19 protein-coding genes are annotated in these 16,395 nt (G+C 71.9%); 9 read left to right on the top strand and 10 right to left on the bottom strand.

The genetic code is table 11. The features are described 5' to 3' along the window. Positions 1–2 precede the first annotated feature (2 nt). Positions 3–560: a SixA phosphatase family protein gene (locus ACFHPP_RS15225; RefSeq protein WP_437164091.1), complete on the bottom strand. Its 558-nt coding sequence runs from the start codon at positions 558–560 to the stop codon at positions 3–5. Between the two features lie 116 nt (positions 561–676). Between ACFHPP_RS15225 and ACFHPP_RS15220 the strand changes: the two genes are divergently transcribed. The 3 genes from ACFHPP_RS15220 to ACFHPP_RS15210 are packed head-to-tail and all read left to right on the top strand — an operon-like array spanning position 677 to position 3,662. After that, entirely contained in the window at positions 677–1,411 is a 735-nt protein-coding gene (locus tag ACFHPP_RS15220) for an SDR family NAD(P)-dependent oxidoreductase (RefSeq protein ID WP_437164090.1), read from the top strand. Continuing rightward, entirely contained in the window at positions 1,411–2,013 is a 603-nt protein-coding gene (locus tag ACFHPP_RS15215) for a DUF6134 family protein (RefSeq protein ID WP_437164089.1), read from the top strand. The genes ACFHPP_RS15220 and ACFHPP_RS15215 overlap by 1 nt, the downstream gene beginning before the upstream one ends. Continuing rightward, positions 2,010–3,662, top strand: coding sequence for a cryptochrome/photolyase family protein (locus ACFHPP_RS15210; protein ID WP_437164088.1), 1,653 nt, complete (start codon positions 2,010–2,012; stop codon positions 3,660–3,662). The genes ACFHPP_RS15215 and ACFHPP_RS15210 overlap by 4 nt, the downstream gene beginning before the upstream one ends. Here the strand turns inward: ACFHPP_RS15210 and ACFHPP_RS15205 are convergent. Continuing rightward, complete coding sequence (locus ACFHPP_RS15205; RefSeq protein ID WP_437164087.1) at positions 3,553–4,002, bottom strand: GNAT family N-acetyltransferase; 450 nt, start codon at positions 4,000–4,002, stop codon at positions 3,553–3,555. The two genes, ACFHPP_RS15210 and ACFHPP_RS15205, sit on opposite strands and share 110 nt — an antisense overlap. 32 nt (positions 4,003–4,034) lie before the next feature. Beyond that, a complete protein-coding gene (locus tag ACFHPP_RS15200; protein WP_437164086.1) occupies positions 4,035–5,945 on the bottom strand; it encodes a putative bifunctional diguanylate cyclase/phosphodiesterase in 1,911 nt (636 codons plus the stop codon). Between the two features lie 141 nt (positions 5,946–6,086). Here ACFHPP_RS15200 and ACFHPP_RS15195 point away from each other — a divergent pair, with 141 nt between their 5' ends. Next, positions 6,087–6,836 carry a YebC/PmpR family DNA-binding transcriptional regulator gene (locus ACFHPP_RS15195; RefSeq protein WP_437164085.1) on the top strand — a complete coding sequence of 250 codons (750 nt, stop codon included), beginning with the start codon at positions 6,087–6,089 and terminating at the stop codon, positions 6,834–6,836. 15 nt (positions 6,837–6,851) lie between these two features. Here the strand turns inward: ACFHPP_RS15195 and ACFHPP_RS15190 are convergent, their stop codons facing one another. From ACFHPP_RS15190 to ACFHPP_RS15175, 4 genes are all read right to left on the bottom strand, one after another. Next, positions 6,852–7,088, bottom strand: a complete 237-nt coding sequence (locus ACFHPP_RS15190) for a thioredoxin family protein (RefSeq protein ID WP_437164084.1) — start codon at positions 7,086–7,088, stop codon at positions 6,852–6,854. An 11-nt stretch (positions 7,089–7,099) separates the two neighbouring features. After that, entirely contained in the window at positions 7,100–8,143 is a 1,044-nt protein-coding gene (locus ACFHPP_RS15185) for a permease (RefSeq protein WP_437164083.1), read from the bottom strand. Continuing rightward, positions 8,140–8,448 (bottom strand): ArsR/SmtB family transcription factor, encoded by a 309-nt coding sequence (locus ACFHPP_RS15180; RefSeq protein ID WP_437164082.1) that lies wholly within the window; start codon positions 8,446–8,448, stop codon positions 8,140–8,142. Before ACFHPP_RS15180 ends, ACFHPP_RS15185 begins: the two co-directional genes overlap by 4 nt. Before the next feature lie 82 nt (positions 8,449–8,530). Beyond that, positions 8,531–9,757 (bottom strand): MFS transporter, encoded by a 1,227-nt coding sequence (locus ACFHPP_RS15175; RefSeq protein ID WP_437164081.1) that lies wholly within the window; start codon positions 9,755–9,757, stop codon positions 8,531–8,533. 131 nt (positions 9,758–9,888) lie between these two features. Here ACFHPP_RS15175 and ACFHPP_RS15170 point away from each other — a divergent pair, with 131 nt between their 5' ends. Together ACFHPP_RS15170 and ACFHPP_RS15165 are read left to right on the top strand one after the other, a co-directional pair. Next, on the top strand, positions 9,889–10,032 hold the full coding sequence (locus ACFHPP_RS15170) for a hypothetical protein (RefSeq protein WP_437164080.1): 144 nt from the start codon (positions 9,889–9,891) through the stop codon (positions 10,030–10,032). Between the two features lie 39 nt (positions 10,033–10,071). After that, positions 10,072–10,236, top strand: coding sequence for a DUF3309 family protein (locus ACFHPP_RS15165; RefSeq protein ID WP_430667690.1), 165 nt, complete (start codon positions 10,072–10,074; stop codon positions 10,234–10,236). Between the two features lie 145 nt (positions 10,237–10,381). Here the strand turns inward: ACFHPP_RS15165 and ACFHPP_RS15160 are convergent, their stop codons facing one another. The 3 genes from ACFHPP_RS15160 to ACFHPP_RS15150 all read right to left on the bottom strand — a co-directional run bounded on the left by ACFHPP_RS15160 (position 10,382) and on the right by ACFHPP_RS15150 (position 13,558). Then, positions 10,382–11,515 (bottom strand): hypothetical protein, encoded by a 1,134-nt coding sequence (locus tag ACFHPP_RS15160; RefSeq protein WP_437164079.1) that lies wholly within the window; start codon positions 11,513–11,515, stop codon positions 10,382–10,384. An 81-nt stretch (positions 11,516–11,596) separates the two neighbouring features. Beyond that, positions 11,597–12,577 (bottom strand): ABC transporter substrate-binding protein, encoded by a 981-nt coding sequence (locus tag ACFHPP_RS15155; protein ID WP_437164078.1) that lies wholly within the window; start codon positions 12,575–12,577, stop codon positions 11,597–11,599. A gap of 3 nt (positions 12,578–12,580) precedes the next feature. After that, entirely contained in the window at positions 12,581–13,558 is a 978-nt protein-coding gene (locus ACFHPP_RS15150; protein ID WP_437164077.1) for a Bug family tripartite tricarboxylate transporter substrate binding protein, read from the bottom strand. 133 nt (positions 13,559–13,691) lie between these two features. Between ACFHPP_RS15150 and ACFHPP_RS15145 the strand changes: the two genes are divergently transcribed. From ACFHPP_RS15145 to ACFHPP_RS15135, 3 genes are all read left to right on the top strand, one after another. Continuing rightward, the gene (locus ACFHPP_RS15145; RefSeq protein ID WP_437164076.1) at positions 13,692–14,642 is read left to right on the top strand and encodes a 4-hydroxy-tetrahydrodipicolinate synthase family protein; all 951 of its coding nucleotides are present in this window, start codon (positions 13,692–13,694) and stop codon (positions 14,640–14,642) included. Between the two features lie 65 nt (positions 14,643–14,707). After that, positions 14,708–16,018, top strand: coding sequence for a sulfite oxidase (locus ACFHPP_RS15140; RefSeq protein ID WP_437164075.1), 1,311 nt, complete (start codon positions 14,708–14,710; stop codon positions 16,016–16,018). Next, complete coding sequence (locus ACFHPP_RS15135; protein ID WP_437164074.1) at positions 16,015–16,383, top strand: hypothetical protein; 369 nt, start codon at positions 16,015–16,017, stop codon at positions 16,381–16,383. The genes ACFHPP_RS15140 and ACFHPP_RS15135 overlap by 4 nt, the downstream gene beginning before the upstream one ends. Positions 16,384–16,395 lie beyond the last annotated feature (12 nt).

Here is a 16,395-nt window from a genome sequence, read left to right as displayed (position 1 = left end):
GCTCAGGCCGTCATTTCCGGCGTGTCGCCGGGTTCGGTCGAGGGCAGGTCGGCGGGTGACAGCAGGCGCAGCAGCCGCGCGCCGCCGGGCTCCAGCCGGCGCCAGGGCAAGGCGAGGGCGAATTCGGTAAGGGTCGCGGTGGGGTAGCCCGCCGCCAGGCGGCGGGTGGTGGGGGTGGCGGCCGCCATGGCGGCGGGGCCGGCGAGGGCCATGGCGAGGTCGTGCAGGCCGGGGTTGTGGCCGATCAGCAGCACGCTGCGCGCCGTCTCCCGCACCCCGCGCAGCACATCGAGCAGCGAGGGCCAGGCGGCGAGGTAGAGGTCGTCCATCGGCTCGACCAGGGGCGGGCCTTCCAGCGGGGCCAGCGCCTCCAGCGTCTGCAGGGTGCGGCGGGCGGAGGAGACCAGGACGATGTCGGGCGACAGCCCGAGGTCGCGCATCGCGGCGCCCATGCCGACGGCCGCACGCCGTCCGCGCGCGTTCAGCGGGCGGGCGTGGTCGGAGAGGCGCGGATCGTCCCAGGAGGACTTCGCGTGCCGCAGCAGCAGCAATTGGCGCATGTTGTCGGCACCATGCCACGCCGGCGCGGGATTGGCGACGGGCTGCTTCGCCTCCCGCGCTTGGCGGGCGGCGGGCCAGGGCCATCTGAGCGGACCATTTGATCGGGATACGCGGGATGGCTGGGCGGGTGCTGGTGTTCGGGGCGACGGGCGGGGTGGGATCGGCGCTGGCGCGGCGGTTGGTGGCGCGTGGCGTGGAGCCCTTCCTGGTGGCGCGGGGGACGACTGGCGGCGCGCAGGCCCTGGCCATGCTGGCGGCGGAGCTGGGCTGCGGCCATCTTGCCGCGGATGTGATGGAGGCGGAGGGGCGCAAGGCGGCGGTGGCGGCGGCGGGGGAGGAATTGGCCGGGCTCGCCTTCTGCGTCGGCTCCATCCTGCTGAAGCCGCTGGCGCGGGTGACGGAGGCCGACCTGGTGGAGACCTTCCGGCTGAACGCCGCGGCCCCGGCCCTGGCGGTGCAGGCGGCGGCGCCGGCGCTGGCGCGCGGCAAGGGGGCGGTGGTGCTGTTTTCCTCGGTCGCGGCGCGCATGGGGTTTGCCAATCACGTGGCGATCGGGGCGGCGAAGGCGGCGGTGGAGGGGGTGACGGTGGCGCTCGCCGCCGAACTGGCGCCACATATCAGGGTCAACTGCATCGCGCCGAGCCTGACCCGCACGGCGCTTGCCGAACCCCTGACGAGGAGCCCGCAGATGGCGGATGCGATCGCGAAGCAGCACCCGATACCGCGCCTGGGAGAGGGCGAGGACAGCGCGGCGCTGGCCGACTTCCTGCTGTCCGAGGCCGCGGGCTGGATCACCGGGCAGGTGATCGGCGTCGATGGCGGGCGCGGCCACATCGCGGGGCGCGGGTGATGCGGCGGCGCGGCGTCCTGGCCCTGCCGATGGCCGTGCTGGCGGGGCCTGCGCTGGCCGCGTTGCCCGACCTGTCCTTCCGCGTGGTGCGGGAGGGCAGCGAGGTCGGCCGGCACACCGTGCGCTTCCGCGAGGAAGCCGGGCTGCTGGAGGCGCGCAGCGAGGTACGGATCGAGGTGAAGCTGATGGGCTTCACCGTCTACCGCTACCTGCATGAGACGGTGGAAAGCTGGCGCGGCGACCGGCTGGTCGGGCTGAACTCGCGGATCGACAAGAACGGCACGGCGGGCTTCTGCGAGGCGCGGCTGGTCGGCGCCGGGCTCGTGCTCCGCGGGCCGGCGGGGGAGGTGCGGATGCCGGCGCAGGCCGCGCCGCTGACCTGGTGGCGCAAGGCGACGCTGCGCCCGGGCGTGCCGCTGTTCGACCCGCGCAAGGCGATCGCGGTGGAGCCGGAGTTGCGGCTGACGGCGGTGGCCGGTGGCACACGGGTGGTGCTGGTCGGCGGCGAGGGGGCGGAGGTGCTGTACGACGCCGCCGGCACCTGGATCGGCTTCGCCACCACCGGGGAGGATGGCAGCGCGGTGCGCTACGCGCGGGCATGACCACGCTGCGGGTCGTGCTGGGCGACCAGTGCTCCGCGGGTCTTTCGGCGCTGGAGGGGCTGGACCCGGCGCGGGACGTGGTGCTGCTGGCGGAGGTGCGGGCGGAGTGCACCTATGTCCGCCACCACAAGCAGAAGATCGCGCTGGTGCTGTCGGCCATGCGGCACTTCGCCGAGGACCTGCGCGGGCGCGGCTTCCGCGTCGTCTATTCGCGGCTGGACGATCCGGCGAACACCCAGACCCTGGCGGGGGAGGTGGCGCGGGTGGCGCGGCAGGTGAATGCGACGCGCATCCTCTGCACCCAGCCTGGCGAATGGCGGGTGCTGCAGGACATGCGCGGCTGGGAGGAGGCGACCGGCCTGCCGGTGGAGCTGCGCGAGGATACGCGGTTCCTGTGTTCGATGGCGCGGTTCCGGCAATGGGCCGGGGACAAGAAGCAGCTCCGGATGGAGTATTTCTACCGCGAGATGCGGCGCGCCACCGGCCTGCTGATGGCGGCGCCGGACGAGCCCGCCGGTGGCGCCTGGAACTACGATGCGGAAAATCGCGGCGCGATGCCGGCCGGGGTGGTGCCGCCGGCGCCGCGGCGCTTCCCGCCGGATGCGACGACGCGGGAGGTGATCGCGCTCGTCGAGCGGGAATTCGCCGACCATTTCGGCGACTGCGCGCAGTTCGGCTGGCCGGTGACGGCGGCCGAGGCGCAGCAGGCGCTGGAGGATTTCGTGGCGCGCCGGCTGCCGCGCTTCGGCGATTTCCAGGATGCGATGGCCGAAGGCGAGGCGACGCTGTTCCACGCGCTGATCTCGGCGGCGATGAATTGCGGGCTGCTGGATCCGATGGCGGCGTGCCGCGCGGCGGAGGCGGCGTATCGGCGGGGCGAGGCGCCGCTGAATGCGGTGGAGGGATTCATCCGGCAGATCCTCGGCTGGCGGGAATATGTGCGCGGCATCTATTGGCTGAAGATGCCGGACTATGCCGGGACCAATGCGCTGGAAGCCGGTCGCCGCCTGCCCTGGCTGTACTGGTCGGGCGAGACGGCGATGGCCTGCATGAAGTCGGCGATCGGGCAGACGCGTGACCTGGCCTATGCGCACCACATCCAGCGGCTGATGGTGACGGGCAATTTCGCGCTGCTGGCGGGGCTCGATCCGGTCGAGGTGAACGACTGGTACATGGTGGTCTATGCGGACGCCTATGAGTGGGTGGAACTGCCGAACACGCATGGCATGGCGCTGCATGCGGATGGCGGGGTCATGGCGTCGAAGCCCTATGCGGCCAGCGGCGCCTACATCAACCGCATGTCCAACCATTGCCGCGGCTGCGCCTATGACGTGAAGCGGGCGACGGGGCCGGGGGCGTGTCCGTTCAACTTCCTCTACTGGGATTTCATGGCGCGGCATGCGGAGCGCTTCGCGCGCAACATGCGGATGGCGATGCCGCTGCGGACGCTGGGGAAGATGGATCGGCAGAAGGTGGCGGCGATGCGCGCGGAGGCGGCGGGCTTCCTGGCGGCGCTGGATCGCGGGGAGGAGCCGGGGCTTACGGCGCCAGCGCGAAGGACATCAGCGTCACGGCGCGGGCCCGATACGTCTCCGTCCCTGCCGCTGCCCATCCCCGCGCCGCGTAGAAGGGCGCCTGGTCCGGGGTGAACAGCCAGATGCGGCGGTGGCCCTGCTGCCGCGCGCGGCGCAGCACATCCTGCACCAGCGCCGTCGCGACACCCTGCCGGCGATGCGCCGGGGCGACCAGGACGGAGGCGAGCCAGGGCGAGAGGTCCCGGCGGCTCGGCAGATCCTCAAGGTCCAGCGTCGCGGTGCCGAGCGGACGGCCGCCATCTTCCGCGATCAGGGCACAGGGCGCGGCCGGGCCGGTGGCCGCACGGAGATAGGCTTCCGTCGCCGCCACGGGCTCGCCCTGCCACCATTCGGCGTGCAGCCAGGCGGCGACCTCCGGCAGATGCGGGGACAGGGCGGCGGGGCGGATCAGCATCGGGAGCAGGGTAGGCGGACGGCGCCACGCCGTTAAGCCGCGCTGCGGGCGGCGCGGGACTGGTCCTCGGCGATCAGGCGGCGGGCGGTGGCGGCGGGCATGGGGCGGCCGAACAGCCAACCCTGGCCCTGCTCACAGCCCTCCGCGGCCAGCAGCCGGGCCTGTTCCTCGGTCTCCACGCCTTCCGCGATCACCGTCATGTCGAGGATGCGGCCGAGGCCCACGATGGTGGTGACGATGGCGCGCAGCTTCGGGTCGCGCGGCATCTCCGTGATGAAGGCGCGGTCGATCTTCAGCTTGCCGAAGGGGAAGCGCCAGAGATGCGCCAGGCTGGACCAGCCGGTGCCGAAATCATCCATGGCGATGGACACGCCCAGCGCCCGCAGGTCGCGCAGCAGGCGCACCACATCCTCCGGGTCGTCCTGCAGCAGGCTTTCGGTGACTTCCAGTTCGAGGCGCCGGGCCGGCAGGCCGGTGGTGGCCAGCGCCGCCGCCACCGTGGCGACCAGGTCACCGTGCCGGAACTGCGCGGGAGAGAGGTTGACGGCGATGCGGGCCTCCCCGGGCCATTGCGCCGCCTCGGCGCAGGCGGTGTGCAGGACCCAGGCGCCGAGCGGCACGATCAGGCCGGTCTGCTCGGCGAGCGGGATGAACTCGGCCGGGCTGATCAGGCCGCGGGTGGCGTGCGGCCAGCGCAGCAGCGCCTCGAACCCCAGCAGGGCGCGGTCACCGAGGCGGCGTTGCGGCTGGTAGTGCAGCGTCAGCGTGCCCTGCTCGATGGCCAGCCGCAGGTCTTCCTCGGTCTCCCGCCGCAGGCGCAGCAGGGTGTCCATCGCGGCATCGTAGCCGCAGATGTCGGGCTGCGCCGCGGTGCCGGCGGAGGAGAGGGCGGCCTCCGCGCAGGCCAGCAGCAGCTCCGCATCCTCGGCGTCCTTCGGCGCGGTGGCGAAGCCGATCTGCAGCTTCAGCGCCAGGGACTGCCCGTTCGGCAGCACCAGCGGCGCGGCCAGCGCGGCGGCGAGGCGATGCGCCAGGGCGGCCGCATCCTCCTCGGCTTCGGGCGAGGTCTGCACCACGGCGAAGCGATCGGCCGAGAGGCGGGCCACGGTGTCGGACCGCCGGACCAGCGTGCGCAGGCGGCCGGCGAGGGCTGCCAGCACCGCATCGCCGGTGGCGCGGCCATGCAGGGCGTTCACCTGGCGGAAGCCGCGCAGGTTCAGCACCAGCACGGCCACCTGCTGGTCCAGCGGCTGCGCCGCCACCAGCGCCAGGGCCAGGCGTTCGCGGAGTTCGGCATGGGTGAGCAGGCCGGTCAGGCGGTCGTGGCGCAGCAGGTGGCGGGCGCGGGTCGCCTCGGCCTCCGCCCGGCGGCCGCGATGGCCGAGCCAGACCAGCAGCAGCAGCATGCTGGCGCCGAAGCCGCCGACGCCGAACTGCGCCAGGCCGAAGGCGTCGCGCAGGGCCGCGCGGCGGCCGTTCTCGCGCAGGGTGATGACCAGCAGCCCGGCGGGCTCGGCCTTGTCCGGGGCCGGGATCGGGGCCTGGGACGCCGCTTCGCGGGGGGTGGATTGGTGGCGGCGGCGGGGAGCGGCCGCGGTGGCCACGTGCGGTGGAGGTACGGCCAGCAGGACGGAACCGTCCGGGCGCAGCAGGCGGAAGCCGGTGATCTCGGTGGTGGTGGCGATGCCGGCGAGGTGCTCGAGTTGGCCTGGACCTGGCTCCTCGCCGCGGAGAAGCTGCGGCAGCGCGGGGTCCTGGCGCAACAGGTCGGTGGCGAGACCCTGCGCCCAGACGGCGGCAGCGCCGATCAGCAGGCGGTGCAGCAGGACCTGGTTGACGCCGACGGCGGCCACGGTCAGCAGGACGACGAACAGGCTCAGCCAAAGCATCAGGCGCTGGACGGAATCGGCGGCGGCGGCAGGCTGGTGCGGGGAGCGGGCCATGTGGCGCAGAATGCGCCGGTTGTGTGAACCCGGCGTTGACGTGCCGTTCTGTTTGCCGATTTGCCGGGCCGGGGGGCAGGCCGGTATAGCGACGGCGGAACCGAGCGGGGCGAAGCCCCGGGATTGACGGAGATCAGGGCGATGGCCGGCCACTCGCACGCCAAGAACATCATGCATCGCAAGGCGGCGCAGGGCGCCAAGAAGGCGGCGGCCTTCGGCAAGCTGATCCGCGAGATCTCGGTCAGCGCCAAGCAGGGGCTGCCCGACCCGGCGATGAACCCGCGGCTGCGCGCCGCGGTGAAGGCCGCGCTGGTCGCGAACATGACGCGCGACACCATCGACCGCGCCATCAAGCGCGCCGCGATGGCGGGGGTGGGGGAGGATTATGTCGAGGTGCGCTACGAGGGCTACGGGCCCTACGGCGTCGCCGTGATCGTCGAGGCGCTGACCGACAACCGCAACCGCACCGGCGGCGATTTGCGGTCCATCTTCGCCAAGGGCGGCGGGGCGCTGGGCGAGACCAATTCGGTGGCCTTCCAGTTCGAGCGCAAGGGCGTGTTGCGCTACCCGGCCGCGGCCGCCGATGCCGACACCATGCTGGAGGCGGCGATCGAGGCCGGGGCCGGCGACGTGGAAAGCGGCGAGGACGGCCACGAGGTGTCCTGCGCCGTGGAGGATTTCGCCAGCGTGCGCGACGCGCTGGAGGCGAAGTTCGGCACGGCGGAGGCGGCGAAGCTGGAATGGTGGCCGACCGCCACCGTGGATCTGGACGAGGACCGGGCGCGGGAGGTGCTGAAGCTGCTCGACGCGCTGGACGACCAGGACGACGTGCAGACCGTCTTCGCCAATTTCGAGGTGGATGCGGCGGCGATGGAGCGCCTCAGCGCCTGATCCAAGTCCCGGAACTCAGGCGTTGAGCCAGCGGTCCAACGCTTCCGGCTTCGGCAGGCCGCCGGCATGCACGACCTTGCCGTCCACCACGATGCCGGGGGTCGAGGCGATGCCGTAGCCGGCGATCTCGGCGTAGTCCGTGATCTTGGCGACGGTGACCTGCACGCCGGTGCGGGTGGCGGCATCCTGCACCATCTGCACCGCCGCGTCGCAGCGTTTGCAGCCGGGGCCGAGTATCTTCACGTCCTTCATGGGATGGTCCTTCAGGCGAAGAGCAGGTTGAACAGGAAGCCCACGACGAGGATGCCGCTGCCGACCACCCCGACGAACACGGCGATCAGCTTCACCGACAGCACCTTGCGCAGGATGATGAGCTCCGGCAGCGACAGCGCGATGACGGACATCATGAAGGCGAGCACGGTGCCGAGCGCGGCACCCTTGCCGAGCAGCGCCTCGACCACCGGGATGATGCCGGCGGCGTTGGAATACATCGGGATGCCGACCAGGACGGCGGCCGGCACCGACCACCAGGCGTCCCGGCCCATGATCGCGGCGAGCAGATCCTCCGGCGCATAGCCGTGGATCAGGGCGCCGGCGGCGATGCCGGCGATGATCCAGTACCAGACGCGGCCGACGATCTCGCGCACCGAGTCCAGGCCGGCGCGGATGCGGTCGGGCCAGGCCGGGGCTGCCTCCTCCAGCTCCACCGCGCCGGCGTGGATCCTGAGCACCCAGGGCTCCAGCCAGGACTCCAGGCGAAGCCGGCCGATGACCCAGCCGGCGGCGATCGCGATGCCGAGGCCGAGGCCGAGATAGGTCAGCGCCACCTTCCAGCCGAGCAGCGCGAATAGCAGGCCGAGCGCGACCTCGTTCACCATGGGGGCTGCGATCAGGAAGGAGAAGGTGACGCCGAGCGGGACGCCGGCCGAGACGAAGCCGATGAACAGCGGCACGGCGGAGCAGGAGCAGAAGGGGGTCAGCACGCCGAGCGAGGCGGCCATGGCGTTGCCCGCGCCCTCGCGCCGGCCGGCGAGCAGGGCGCGGGTGCGCTCCGGCGAGAAGAAGCTGCGCACCACGCCCATGGCGAAGACCACCAGGACCAGCAGCAGCAGCACCTTCGGCACATCGTACAGGAAGAAGGCGACGGATTCGCCGAGATGCGAGTGGCGCTCGATCGGCAGCAGGGACACCGCCCAGTCGGAGAAGGGCACCAATTGGCTGTACAGCGCCGCCCAGGCCAGCAGGGCGGCGAGGGTTGCCGAGAGCCAGAGCGCCGGCGACGGCCCCCGGAGGGTGGTGACCCTCATGCGGCGAGGCTTTCCGGTCGTGGGGCAGACGGAAGCGGCAGGTCGAGCGCGGCCTCGACCAGCCGGCGCGCGGCGTCCGGCATCGCCGGGTGCAGCCGGTAGCGCACCCATTGCGCGTCGCGCCGGTCCAGCACGATGCCGGCCTGGCGCAGGGTCTGCATGTGGCGGGACATGCGCGACTGGCTGGCGCCGAGGGCGGCCATCAACTCGCAGACGCAGTGTTCCCGGCCGTCCCGCAGCAGGTGCAGCGCGGCGAGGCGGGTGGGTTCGGCCAGGGCGGCGAGGAGGGCGACGGAATCGGGCATGCCTGGAGAATGCGCCCATGCGCATTTGCGCTATCGCGCATTTGTCACGGGTCCGGCATGCTTGGGGCGCAGGACGCCTTGTTCAGGCGGCGCGGCCGACCCGGCGCAGCACCAGCAGGCCGGCCAGCGTGACCAGCGCCAGGTGCCCGAAGCCGAGCGCCCAGCCGAGCGCGCCGGGACCGGCGAGGTCCAGCGCCAGGCCGACGCCGAGCGGACCCACGAAACCGCCGGCATAGCCGCACATGCTGTGCAGCCCCATGGTGGCGCCGCGCCTTCCCTCGCCGGCGGCCTGCACGGTGCCGGCCGTCAGCGCGGCGCTATCCAGGTAGATCGCGGCGTTCCACAGCAGCACGCAGGCCGCGGCGAGCGGTGCCGAGACCAGGGCGGAGGCGCCGGCCAGCACGGACAGCACCGCGGCGCTGCCCATCGCGGCGGCGACCAGCCGGGCGCGGCCGAGGCGCTGCGCCGTCTCGTTGCCGAGGATGGAGACGGCGATGCCGAGCAGGCCGGCGGCGGTGAACAGCGCGGTGGGGCCGGGCAGCCAGGCGGGCGCGCCGTGGCGGGCGATGACCATGGCCAGGAAGGTGACGCCCCAGGCGCGCAGCGCGGCGAGTTCCCAGGTGTGGACGGTGTAGCCCGCGATCCAGGCCATGGCGGCGCGGTTGCGCAGCACCGGGCGGAAATCCAGCAGCGCGCCGGCCTTGCCGGTGGCGGCGGGTGCGGTCCTCGGCATGGCAAAGGCCGCGATCAGGCCGGCGGTGGCGGCCGCGGCGGCGCCGAACAGGAAGGCGGCCCGGGGTCCGCCGAGCGCGTCCAGCGCGCCGGCCACGGCGAAGGACAGGGCGCCCGCGATGCCGACGCCGAGGGCGTGCCAGGAGACGGCGCGGGATTGCGCGGCGCCTTGCAGGCCATCCGCGATGACCTTCAGCCCCGGCATGTAGCAGCCCGCCCAGCCGGCGCCGGCCAGCAGGCGCAGCAGCAGGCCGGACCAGAAGCCATCGGCCAGCAGGGCGAAGCCGAGGTGGGAGGCGCAGGTCAGCGCGGCGCCGACGAGGTAGATGCGGCGCGCCGGGACGCGGTCCGTCAGGCCGACCAGCACCGGGACCGCCAGGACGTAGGCGGCGAAGAAGGCGCCGATCAGCCAGCCGGCCTCGGCGGCGGAGAGCGACCAGGCCTGCATGTAGCCGGGCAGCAGCGCGGGCAGGATGAAGGCGCCGATCTGCGCCAGGACCTGGGCCGTGACGATGGCGGCGAGGAAGCGGCCGGGGGGCATGGGCGGATGGTGCGCGGGCCGGCGGCGGCGCGCCATCCGCGGACCTCCACAAAATTTATTTCGCTTCGGTGCGGAACGGCGCGAACTTTCGTGGCGCTGGCGCGATCTGTACCCAACCGCTTCGGTGGCAGGACCTGCCGGCGGGAGACGAGATTGGACGCAAGAGAATGAGCCGCAACCTGCTTTATCCGGTCCTTGGCGTGCTGCTGATCGCCGTGGGCGCCCTCGGCTTCTGGCTCTACCAGGAGCAGAACAGCAACGCCGTGGAGCTGAGCGTCGGCGGACGCAGCATCAGCGTCGAGACCCGCTGAACCGTCGCCTGGCCTGAACTGCCTACGGGAGTCTGTGACATGTCCATCGGATTGATCCTCGCCATCGTGCTGGTCGTGCTTCTGCTTGGCGGCTTCAGCGGGCGCTTCGGCGGCCGGGGCTACGGCTTCGGCGGCGGCGGGATCGGCGTGCTGGGCGTGGTGCTGCTGATTGTCGTGGTGCTGCTGCTGATGGGGCGCATCTGAAGGGACGGGCGGCGAGAGGATCGCCGCCCGCCTTTCTGGAACCTAGAGCATTTTCAAGTCAGGCGGATACGCCTGACGGCTCGGAAAATGCGCCAAATCAACAGCTAGGGCCGATTCACCTGTGCATGGCGCGGGTGAAACGGCCCTAGCGCTGCGCGTCCATCCGCCGGAAGCGCTGCACGCGCTGGCCGGTATCGACTTCCGAGATGTACAGGTTGCCCTGGCTGTCCACGGCGACGTTGTGCGGCACCATGAATTGCCCGGCGTAGCGGCCCATGCGGCCGAAGGTGGACAGCACCTCCCCATCCTGCCGGCGCAGCACGCGGGCGACACTGTTGGTGTTGTCGACGCTGTAGAGATACCGCTGGCCAGCGTCCGGGGAGGGCACGAGGTCGGCGATGGCGCCGTTCAGGCGGGTTTCCCGGGCGACGAAGAATTCCTGTACGAAGCTGCCATCGCGGCGGAACACCTGCACGCGGTTGTTCACGCGGTCGCAGACATAGACAAGGTTGTCGCGCGTCAGCCGCACGCAGTGCACCGGGTTCGCGAAGCTGCGGGAGGGCGGCTGCGCCGGGTCGAAGGCCGGCATCGGATCGTCGTGCGGACGTTCGCCATAGGCGCCCCAGTGCCGCTTGTAGGCGCCGGTCTCGGTGTCGAAGACCACGATGCGACGGTTGCCGTAGCCGTCGGCGACGAAAATCTCCTTGGCCGCGACATCGACCTCGGTATCCGCCGGGCGGTTCAGGTTCTGCGTGTCGTTGCTGCCGGTGGAGGCGCCGGCGCGGCCGATCTGCATGCGGAACTGGCCGTCGAGGCTGAACTTCAGGATCTGGTGGTCGCGCGGGCCGTTGCCGGCAAGCCAGACATTGTCCTCCGCATCCACGTAGATGCCGTGCTCGCTCTGCGGCCATTCGAAGCCCTGTGCCGGGCCGCCCCAGGCGCGGACCAGGTTGCCCGACATGTCGAAGACCAGCACCGGGGGCGCCGCGACGCAGCACAGCGTCTGCGGCGGGGTGGTGGCGGCAAGCACCTGGCGCGGCGCCAGCGTGGCCGGGCGGTGGATGATCCAGATATGGTCGCGACGGTCGACCGCGACGCCCGCGACGGCGCCGATGATCCAGTTGTTCGGCAGCGGCTTCGGCCAGAATGGATCCACCTGGAAATTCGGCGGAACCTCCGCCGCGTCATGGGCGTGCTGTGCATGGGCGGGCGTGGCGAGGAGAGCGAGGGCGGCGCAGGCGGCGAGCAGGCCGCGCAGCCAGCTTCGGCGTGGCGTCATGGTCGGTTCCTTCCCAACGTCCGGGCGTCTGCGACCCGGTGCGGGCAAGGCTAGGCGCGGGATGGGTCGGACGGCAGCGGATCAGCCGTTCACGGTATCCGGCGCGAACACCTCCTCCACCGCCAGCCGCCGCCGCGACAGATGCTGCGCGTGGGACCAGCGGCAGATGGCGTCCAGCTCCGCCCGGTTGGCCTCGACGCCGTAGGTCCAGGGGTCGGGGCCGAGCAGGGCCTTGGTGGCGGCCCATTCCTCGGCGTGGAAGGGCAGCATCTGGGTCAGGGAGGAATGGCGCAAATCGGCCTCGATATCCGCCAGCGCCAGGCGCTTCGATTCCAGGAAGGCGTCGTAGAGGCGGCGGGCGAGGCCGGGCTCGCGCGCCAGGATCTCCTGGCGGATGCCGACCAGGTGCATGATGGGGTGGAAGCCGGTGCGGCGGTGCCAGGCCACGGCGGCGGCGCGCGGGTCCGGGAACAGGCGGGTGATGCGGGGGTCGCCGGCCGCGAAGGCAGCGGGTTCGGTGGGCGACAGGATGGCGTCGATCCCGCCCGACAGCAGCGCGTCGTTCAGCGTGCCGGGCATGGGCTGCACGTCCATGCCGGGCGGCAGTTCCAGGGGCAGGCGTTCGCGGCGGCCGGCGGCGTTGGTGCCGGCGGTGCGCCAGCTTATGCCGTTGACGTCGACGCCGTGGTCGTCCGCCAGGATGCCGCGCAGCCACAGCCCGAGCGTCATCTGGTATTCCGGGATGCCGACCCGGCGGCCGTCCAACTGCCTTGCCTCCGTGATGCCGGCGTCGCGGCGCAGGTAGATGCAGCCGTGCCGGAAGGCGCGGGAGACGAAGGCGGGGATGGCGACGTAGGCGGCCTCGCCCCGCGAGACCTGCAGCAGGTGCGAGGAGAGCGAAAGCTCCGTCACGTCGAATTCGGCCGGGCCGAAGGCGCGAGGGAAGCTCTGCTCCGAATGGATCGGCACCTGCACCAGGCGCATGCCGGGGATCGTCACGCGCCCGTCGAACAGGGCGCGGGTGCGGTCATAGGGGGCGCAGGCGACGGTGAGGGTCAGCAAGGCTCAGTCCGCCTTGATGCCGGCGCGGGTGATCAGGGCGCGGAAGCGCTCCAGCTCGCTGGTGATCAGGGCGCGGAAGGCTTCCGGCGAGCGCGGCGCGGCATCGGCGCCTTCCAGGGTCAGCCGGGCGGTGAGGTCGGCGTCGCCGAGCAGGCCGTTCACCGCGGCGTTGATGCGGGCGACGACCGCTGGAGGTGTCGCGGCGGGGGCGACCAGGCCGTGCCACTGCACCACCTCGAAGCCCGGCAGCGCCTGTGCGATGGGCGCGATGCCGGGCAGGGCGGCGGAGGGGGTGAGCGCGCTCATGCCCAATGCCAGCAGGCGGTTCTCGCGGACCGAGGGCAGCACCACCGGCGCGCCGGCGAAGCTGGCCTTGAGGCGGCCGGCGATGAGGTCCGCCAGCATCGGGCCGTTGCCGCGATAGGGGATGTGGGTCAGCTCGATGCCGGCCGCGTCGCAGAAGGCCGCCATGGTGATGTGGGAGGCGGCGCCGTTGCCGGCGGAGCCGTAGTCCAGCGCGCCCGGGTTCGCCTTGGCATAGGCGATGAACTCGGCGGGCGTGCGGGCGGGGAGGGAGGGGTGGATGGTGAGGATCGAGGGCAGGGTCGCCACCAGCGCCACCGGGGCGAAGTCGCGCAGCACGTCGTAGGGAATGTTGGGGTAGATCCAGGGGTTTACCGCAAGCGTGCCGACATGGCCCCACATCAGGGTGTGGCCATCCGGTGCCGCGCGCGTGACGACCTGTGCGCCGACCGTGCCGCCGGCGCCGCCGCGGTTTTCCACCACCACGGGGTGCCCGCCGAGCGCCTGTTGCAGCTTCAGCGCCACGGGCCGGGCCAGCAGGTCGTTGGAGCCGCCGGGCGGGAAGGGCACGACGATGGTGACCGGCCGCGACGGCCAGGGCGCCTGTGCCTGGACCAGGCCAGGGGATGCCAGCGGCAGCAGGGCGGAGGCACGGAGCAGGGTGCGGCGCGAGGGCATGGGGCGATTCCTGGCTGGGTGGCGCGACAATTGCGCGCGCGCGACGTTTGCGGAAGGGGTCGGTTGCGGAAGGGGCCGGTAGCAAGCGGGCGCCGGAAGTTGCTAGGCTTGCGCATCAGGTTGGAGAGCAGCGATGGCGAAGATGCGGATCGAGGGGTCGTTCGTGGCCCTCATCACCCCGTTCAATGCGGATGGCAGCGTCGATTTCGGCGGCTTCCGGACGCTGCTGGACTGGCATGCGACACACGGCACCTCCGCGGTGCTGATCATGGGCTCGACCGGGGAGGTCTCCATGCTGTCGCCGGAGGAACGGCGGGAGATCGTGGAGCGGACGGCGGCGATGAAGACCGGCGCGGCGTCGCGCATGAAGTTCTTCTATGGCTGCACCGGCACCAGCACGGCGGCGACCATCGCCTATCTGAAGCACGCCAAGGCGGCGGGCGCGGATGGCGCGATATTGGCGGCGCCGGCCTATATCTGCGCGCCGGAGGACGATATCGAGGCGTTCTTCGCCGAATGCGCCGATGCGGTGGAGCTGCCGATCGGCATCTACAACAACCCGCCGCGGGTGAAGACCGACCTGCACTGGGACCACCTGTTGCGGCTGATGCAGCATCCGAACGTGGTGGTGCTGAAGGAAAGCACGACGCGGGTCGGCCAGGTGGCGCAGGTGCTGGCGGCCAATCCGGACGCGGCGGTGATGTGCTGCGACAGCCCGAACCTGGGCCTCGTGGTGCCGACCATGTCGCTCGGCGGGCATGGCACTGCGAACATGACGGGCAATCTGGACCCGGCGGGGATGGCGCTGCTGTCGAAGCCCTGGGCCGACCCGCAGCAGAGCGTGGTGTTCCGGGAGACGTATCTGCGGCTGCTGCCGCTGCTGCACTTCACCTACAGCGCCATCAACCCGGTGGCGGTGAAGTCGCTGATGAAAGCGGTGGGCCTGCCGGCGGGCGATCTGCGCCGGCCGCTGTCCGGGCTGAAGCCGGAGCATCTGGCGAAGGGCCTCGGCATCGTCCGCGCGCTCGGCCTGGATGCGCGGTATGGCTGGGGCAAGGCCACGCTGCCGATGGCGGCGGAGTAGATTCCCCAGCTTGCCAGCACTGCGCGCATGGCCAATGCTCTCCGCAACCAACGGAGGAAAAAGCCATGGCGCGCAAGCTGGAACGCTCGGTGCAGGAACTGTATCGCGACGACCCGGAGCGGGCGGATGCGGTGGCCTTCGGGCGGCGCGATGCGCTGAAGGGTGCGGCGCTGGCAGCGATGGGCGGGGCGGTGGGTGCCGCCATTCCGTTCGGCGGGTCGATGCCGGGCGGCACGCTGCCAGCGATCTTCGCGCGGCCGGCGGCGGCACAGGACACGCCGGTGCTGCGGATGGAGGGCAAGGGGCCGCTGATCCTCCAGGGCGAGCGGCCGCTGAATGCGGAGACGCCGGAGACGCTGCTCGACGAGCCGGTGACCTCGGCGCGGAACATGTTCATCCGCAACAATGGGGGCGTGCCGGAAGTGCCGGCCGATCCGCGCGCCTGGAAGATCACCTTCGACGGCGAGGTGAACACGCCGCTCGAATTGACGGTGGGCGAGCTGGAGAGCCGCTTCGAGGTGGTGACGCGGCAGTTGCAGCTGGAGTGCGGTGGCAACGGGCGCAGCTTCTATGCGCCGCAGACCCGCGGCAACCAATGGGGCAACGGCGCCATCAGCAACGGCGAATGGACCGGCGTGCGGCTGCGCGACGTGCTGCGCGCGGCGGGGCTGAAATCCTCCGCCGTGGCGACCGGGCACTACGGCGCCGACCCGCATCTGAGCGGCGAGCCGGGGCGGCCGGCCATTGCGCGCGGCATGGTGATCGACAAGGCGATGGCGGAGGACACGCTGATCGCCTTCCGGCTGAACGGCCAGCCGATCCCGCATCTGCATGGCGCGCCGGCGCGGCTGGTGACGCCGGGCTGGCCGGGCAGCCTGAGCCAGAAGTGGCTGACGCGGGTCTGGGTGCGCGACAAGCCGCATGACGGCCCGGGGATGGGCGGCACCAGCTATCGCGTACCGGTGCGGCCGATCGTGCCGGGCAGCAGCAACAACGGCGCCGATTTCGTCGACATGACGAGCATGCCGGTGCGGTCCATCCTGTCCTCGCACGCGCATGGATCGCGGTTGCCGGCCGGCACGCGCAGCCTGGACCTGCGCGGCGCGGCCTGGGCCGGGGACCAGACGGTGCGGGCGGTGCATGCCAGCGTCGATTTCGGCGCGACCTGGACGGAGATGCAGGTGGCGGCGCCGGCCAACGCGCATGCCTGGCAGCGCTGGACCGGGCGCGTGGCGCTGCCATCCGATGGCTATTTCGAGGTCTGGTACCGGGCGACGGACAGCGAGGGGCGGATGCAGCCGCATCTGCCGGCGAACTGGAACCCGCAGGGCTACGGCGGCAACCCGATCAGCCGCGCGGCCATCCTCGTCGGATGATGTTGTTTCGCGCGGCTGCGCTGTGGTTGGCCGTCGTCGCACCCGCCTTGGCGCAGGCGGATGCGGCGCGGCAGGCCGACCAGGCGCGGGCCATCGAGCAGACGGCGGAGGAGGAGACGGTGCTGGCCGAGGGGGAGGGACGCTCCGAGACCTTCGGCTACTGCACTGCCTGCCACAACACGGCGCTGATCCGCCGCAGCCGCTTCTCTCGCCCGCAATGGGACGGGCTGATGGACTGGATGACGGAGCGGCACGGGATGAACCCGCTGGAAGGGGAGTTCCGCGACACCATCGTGGACTACCTGGCGCGGCATTATGGCCCGGCACAGGCCCCGGCGCGTGGGCGCAATCCGTTCCTGAACTGAACGCGGAACGGC

Origin of the sequence: Falsiroseomonas sp. E2-1-a20 (genome assembly GCF_051433195.1) — a bacterium.
Classification (GTDB): Bacteria; Pseudomonadota; Alphaproteobacteria; order Acetobacterales; family Acetobacteraceae; genus Falsiroseomonas.
The sequence above is the reverse complement of the archived record's forward strand: the minus strand, read 5'-3'. Positions and strand labels throughout refer to the sequence as shown.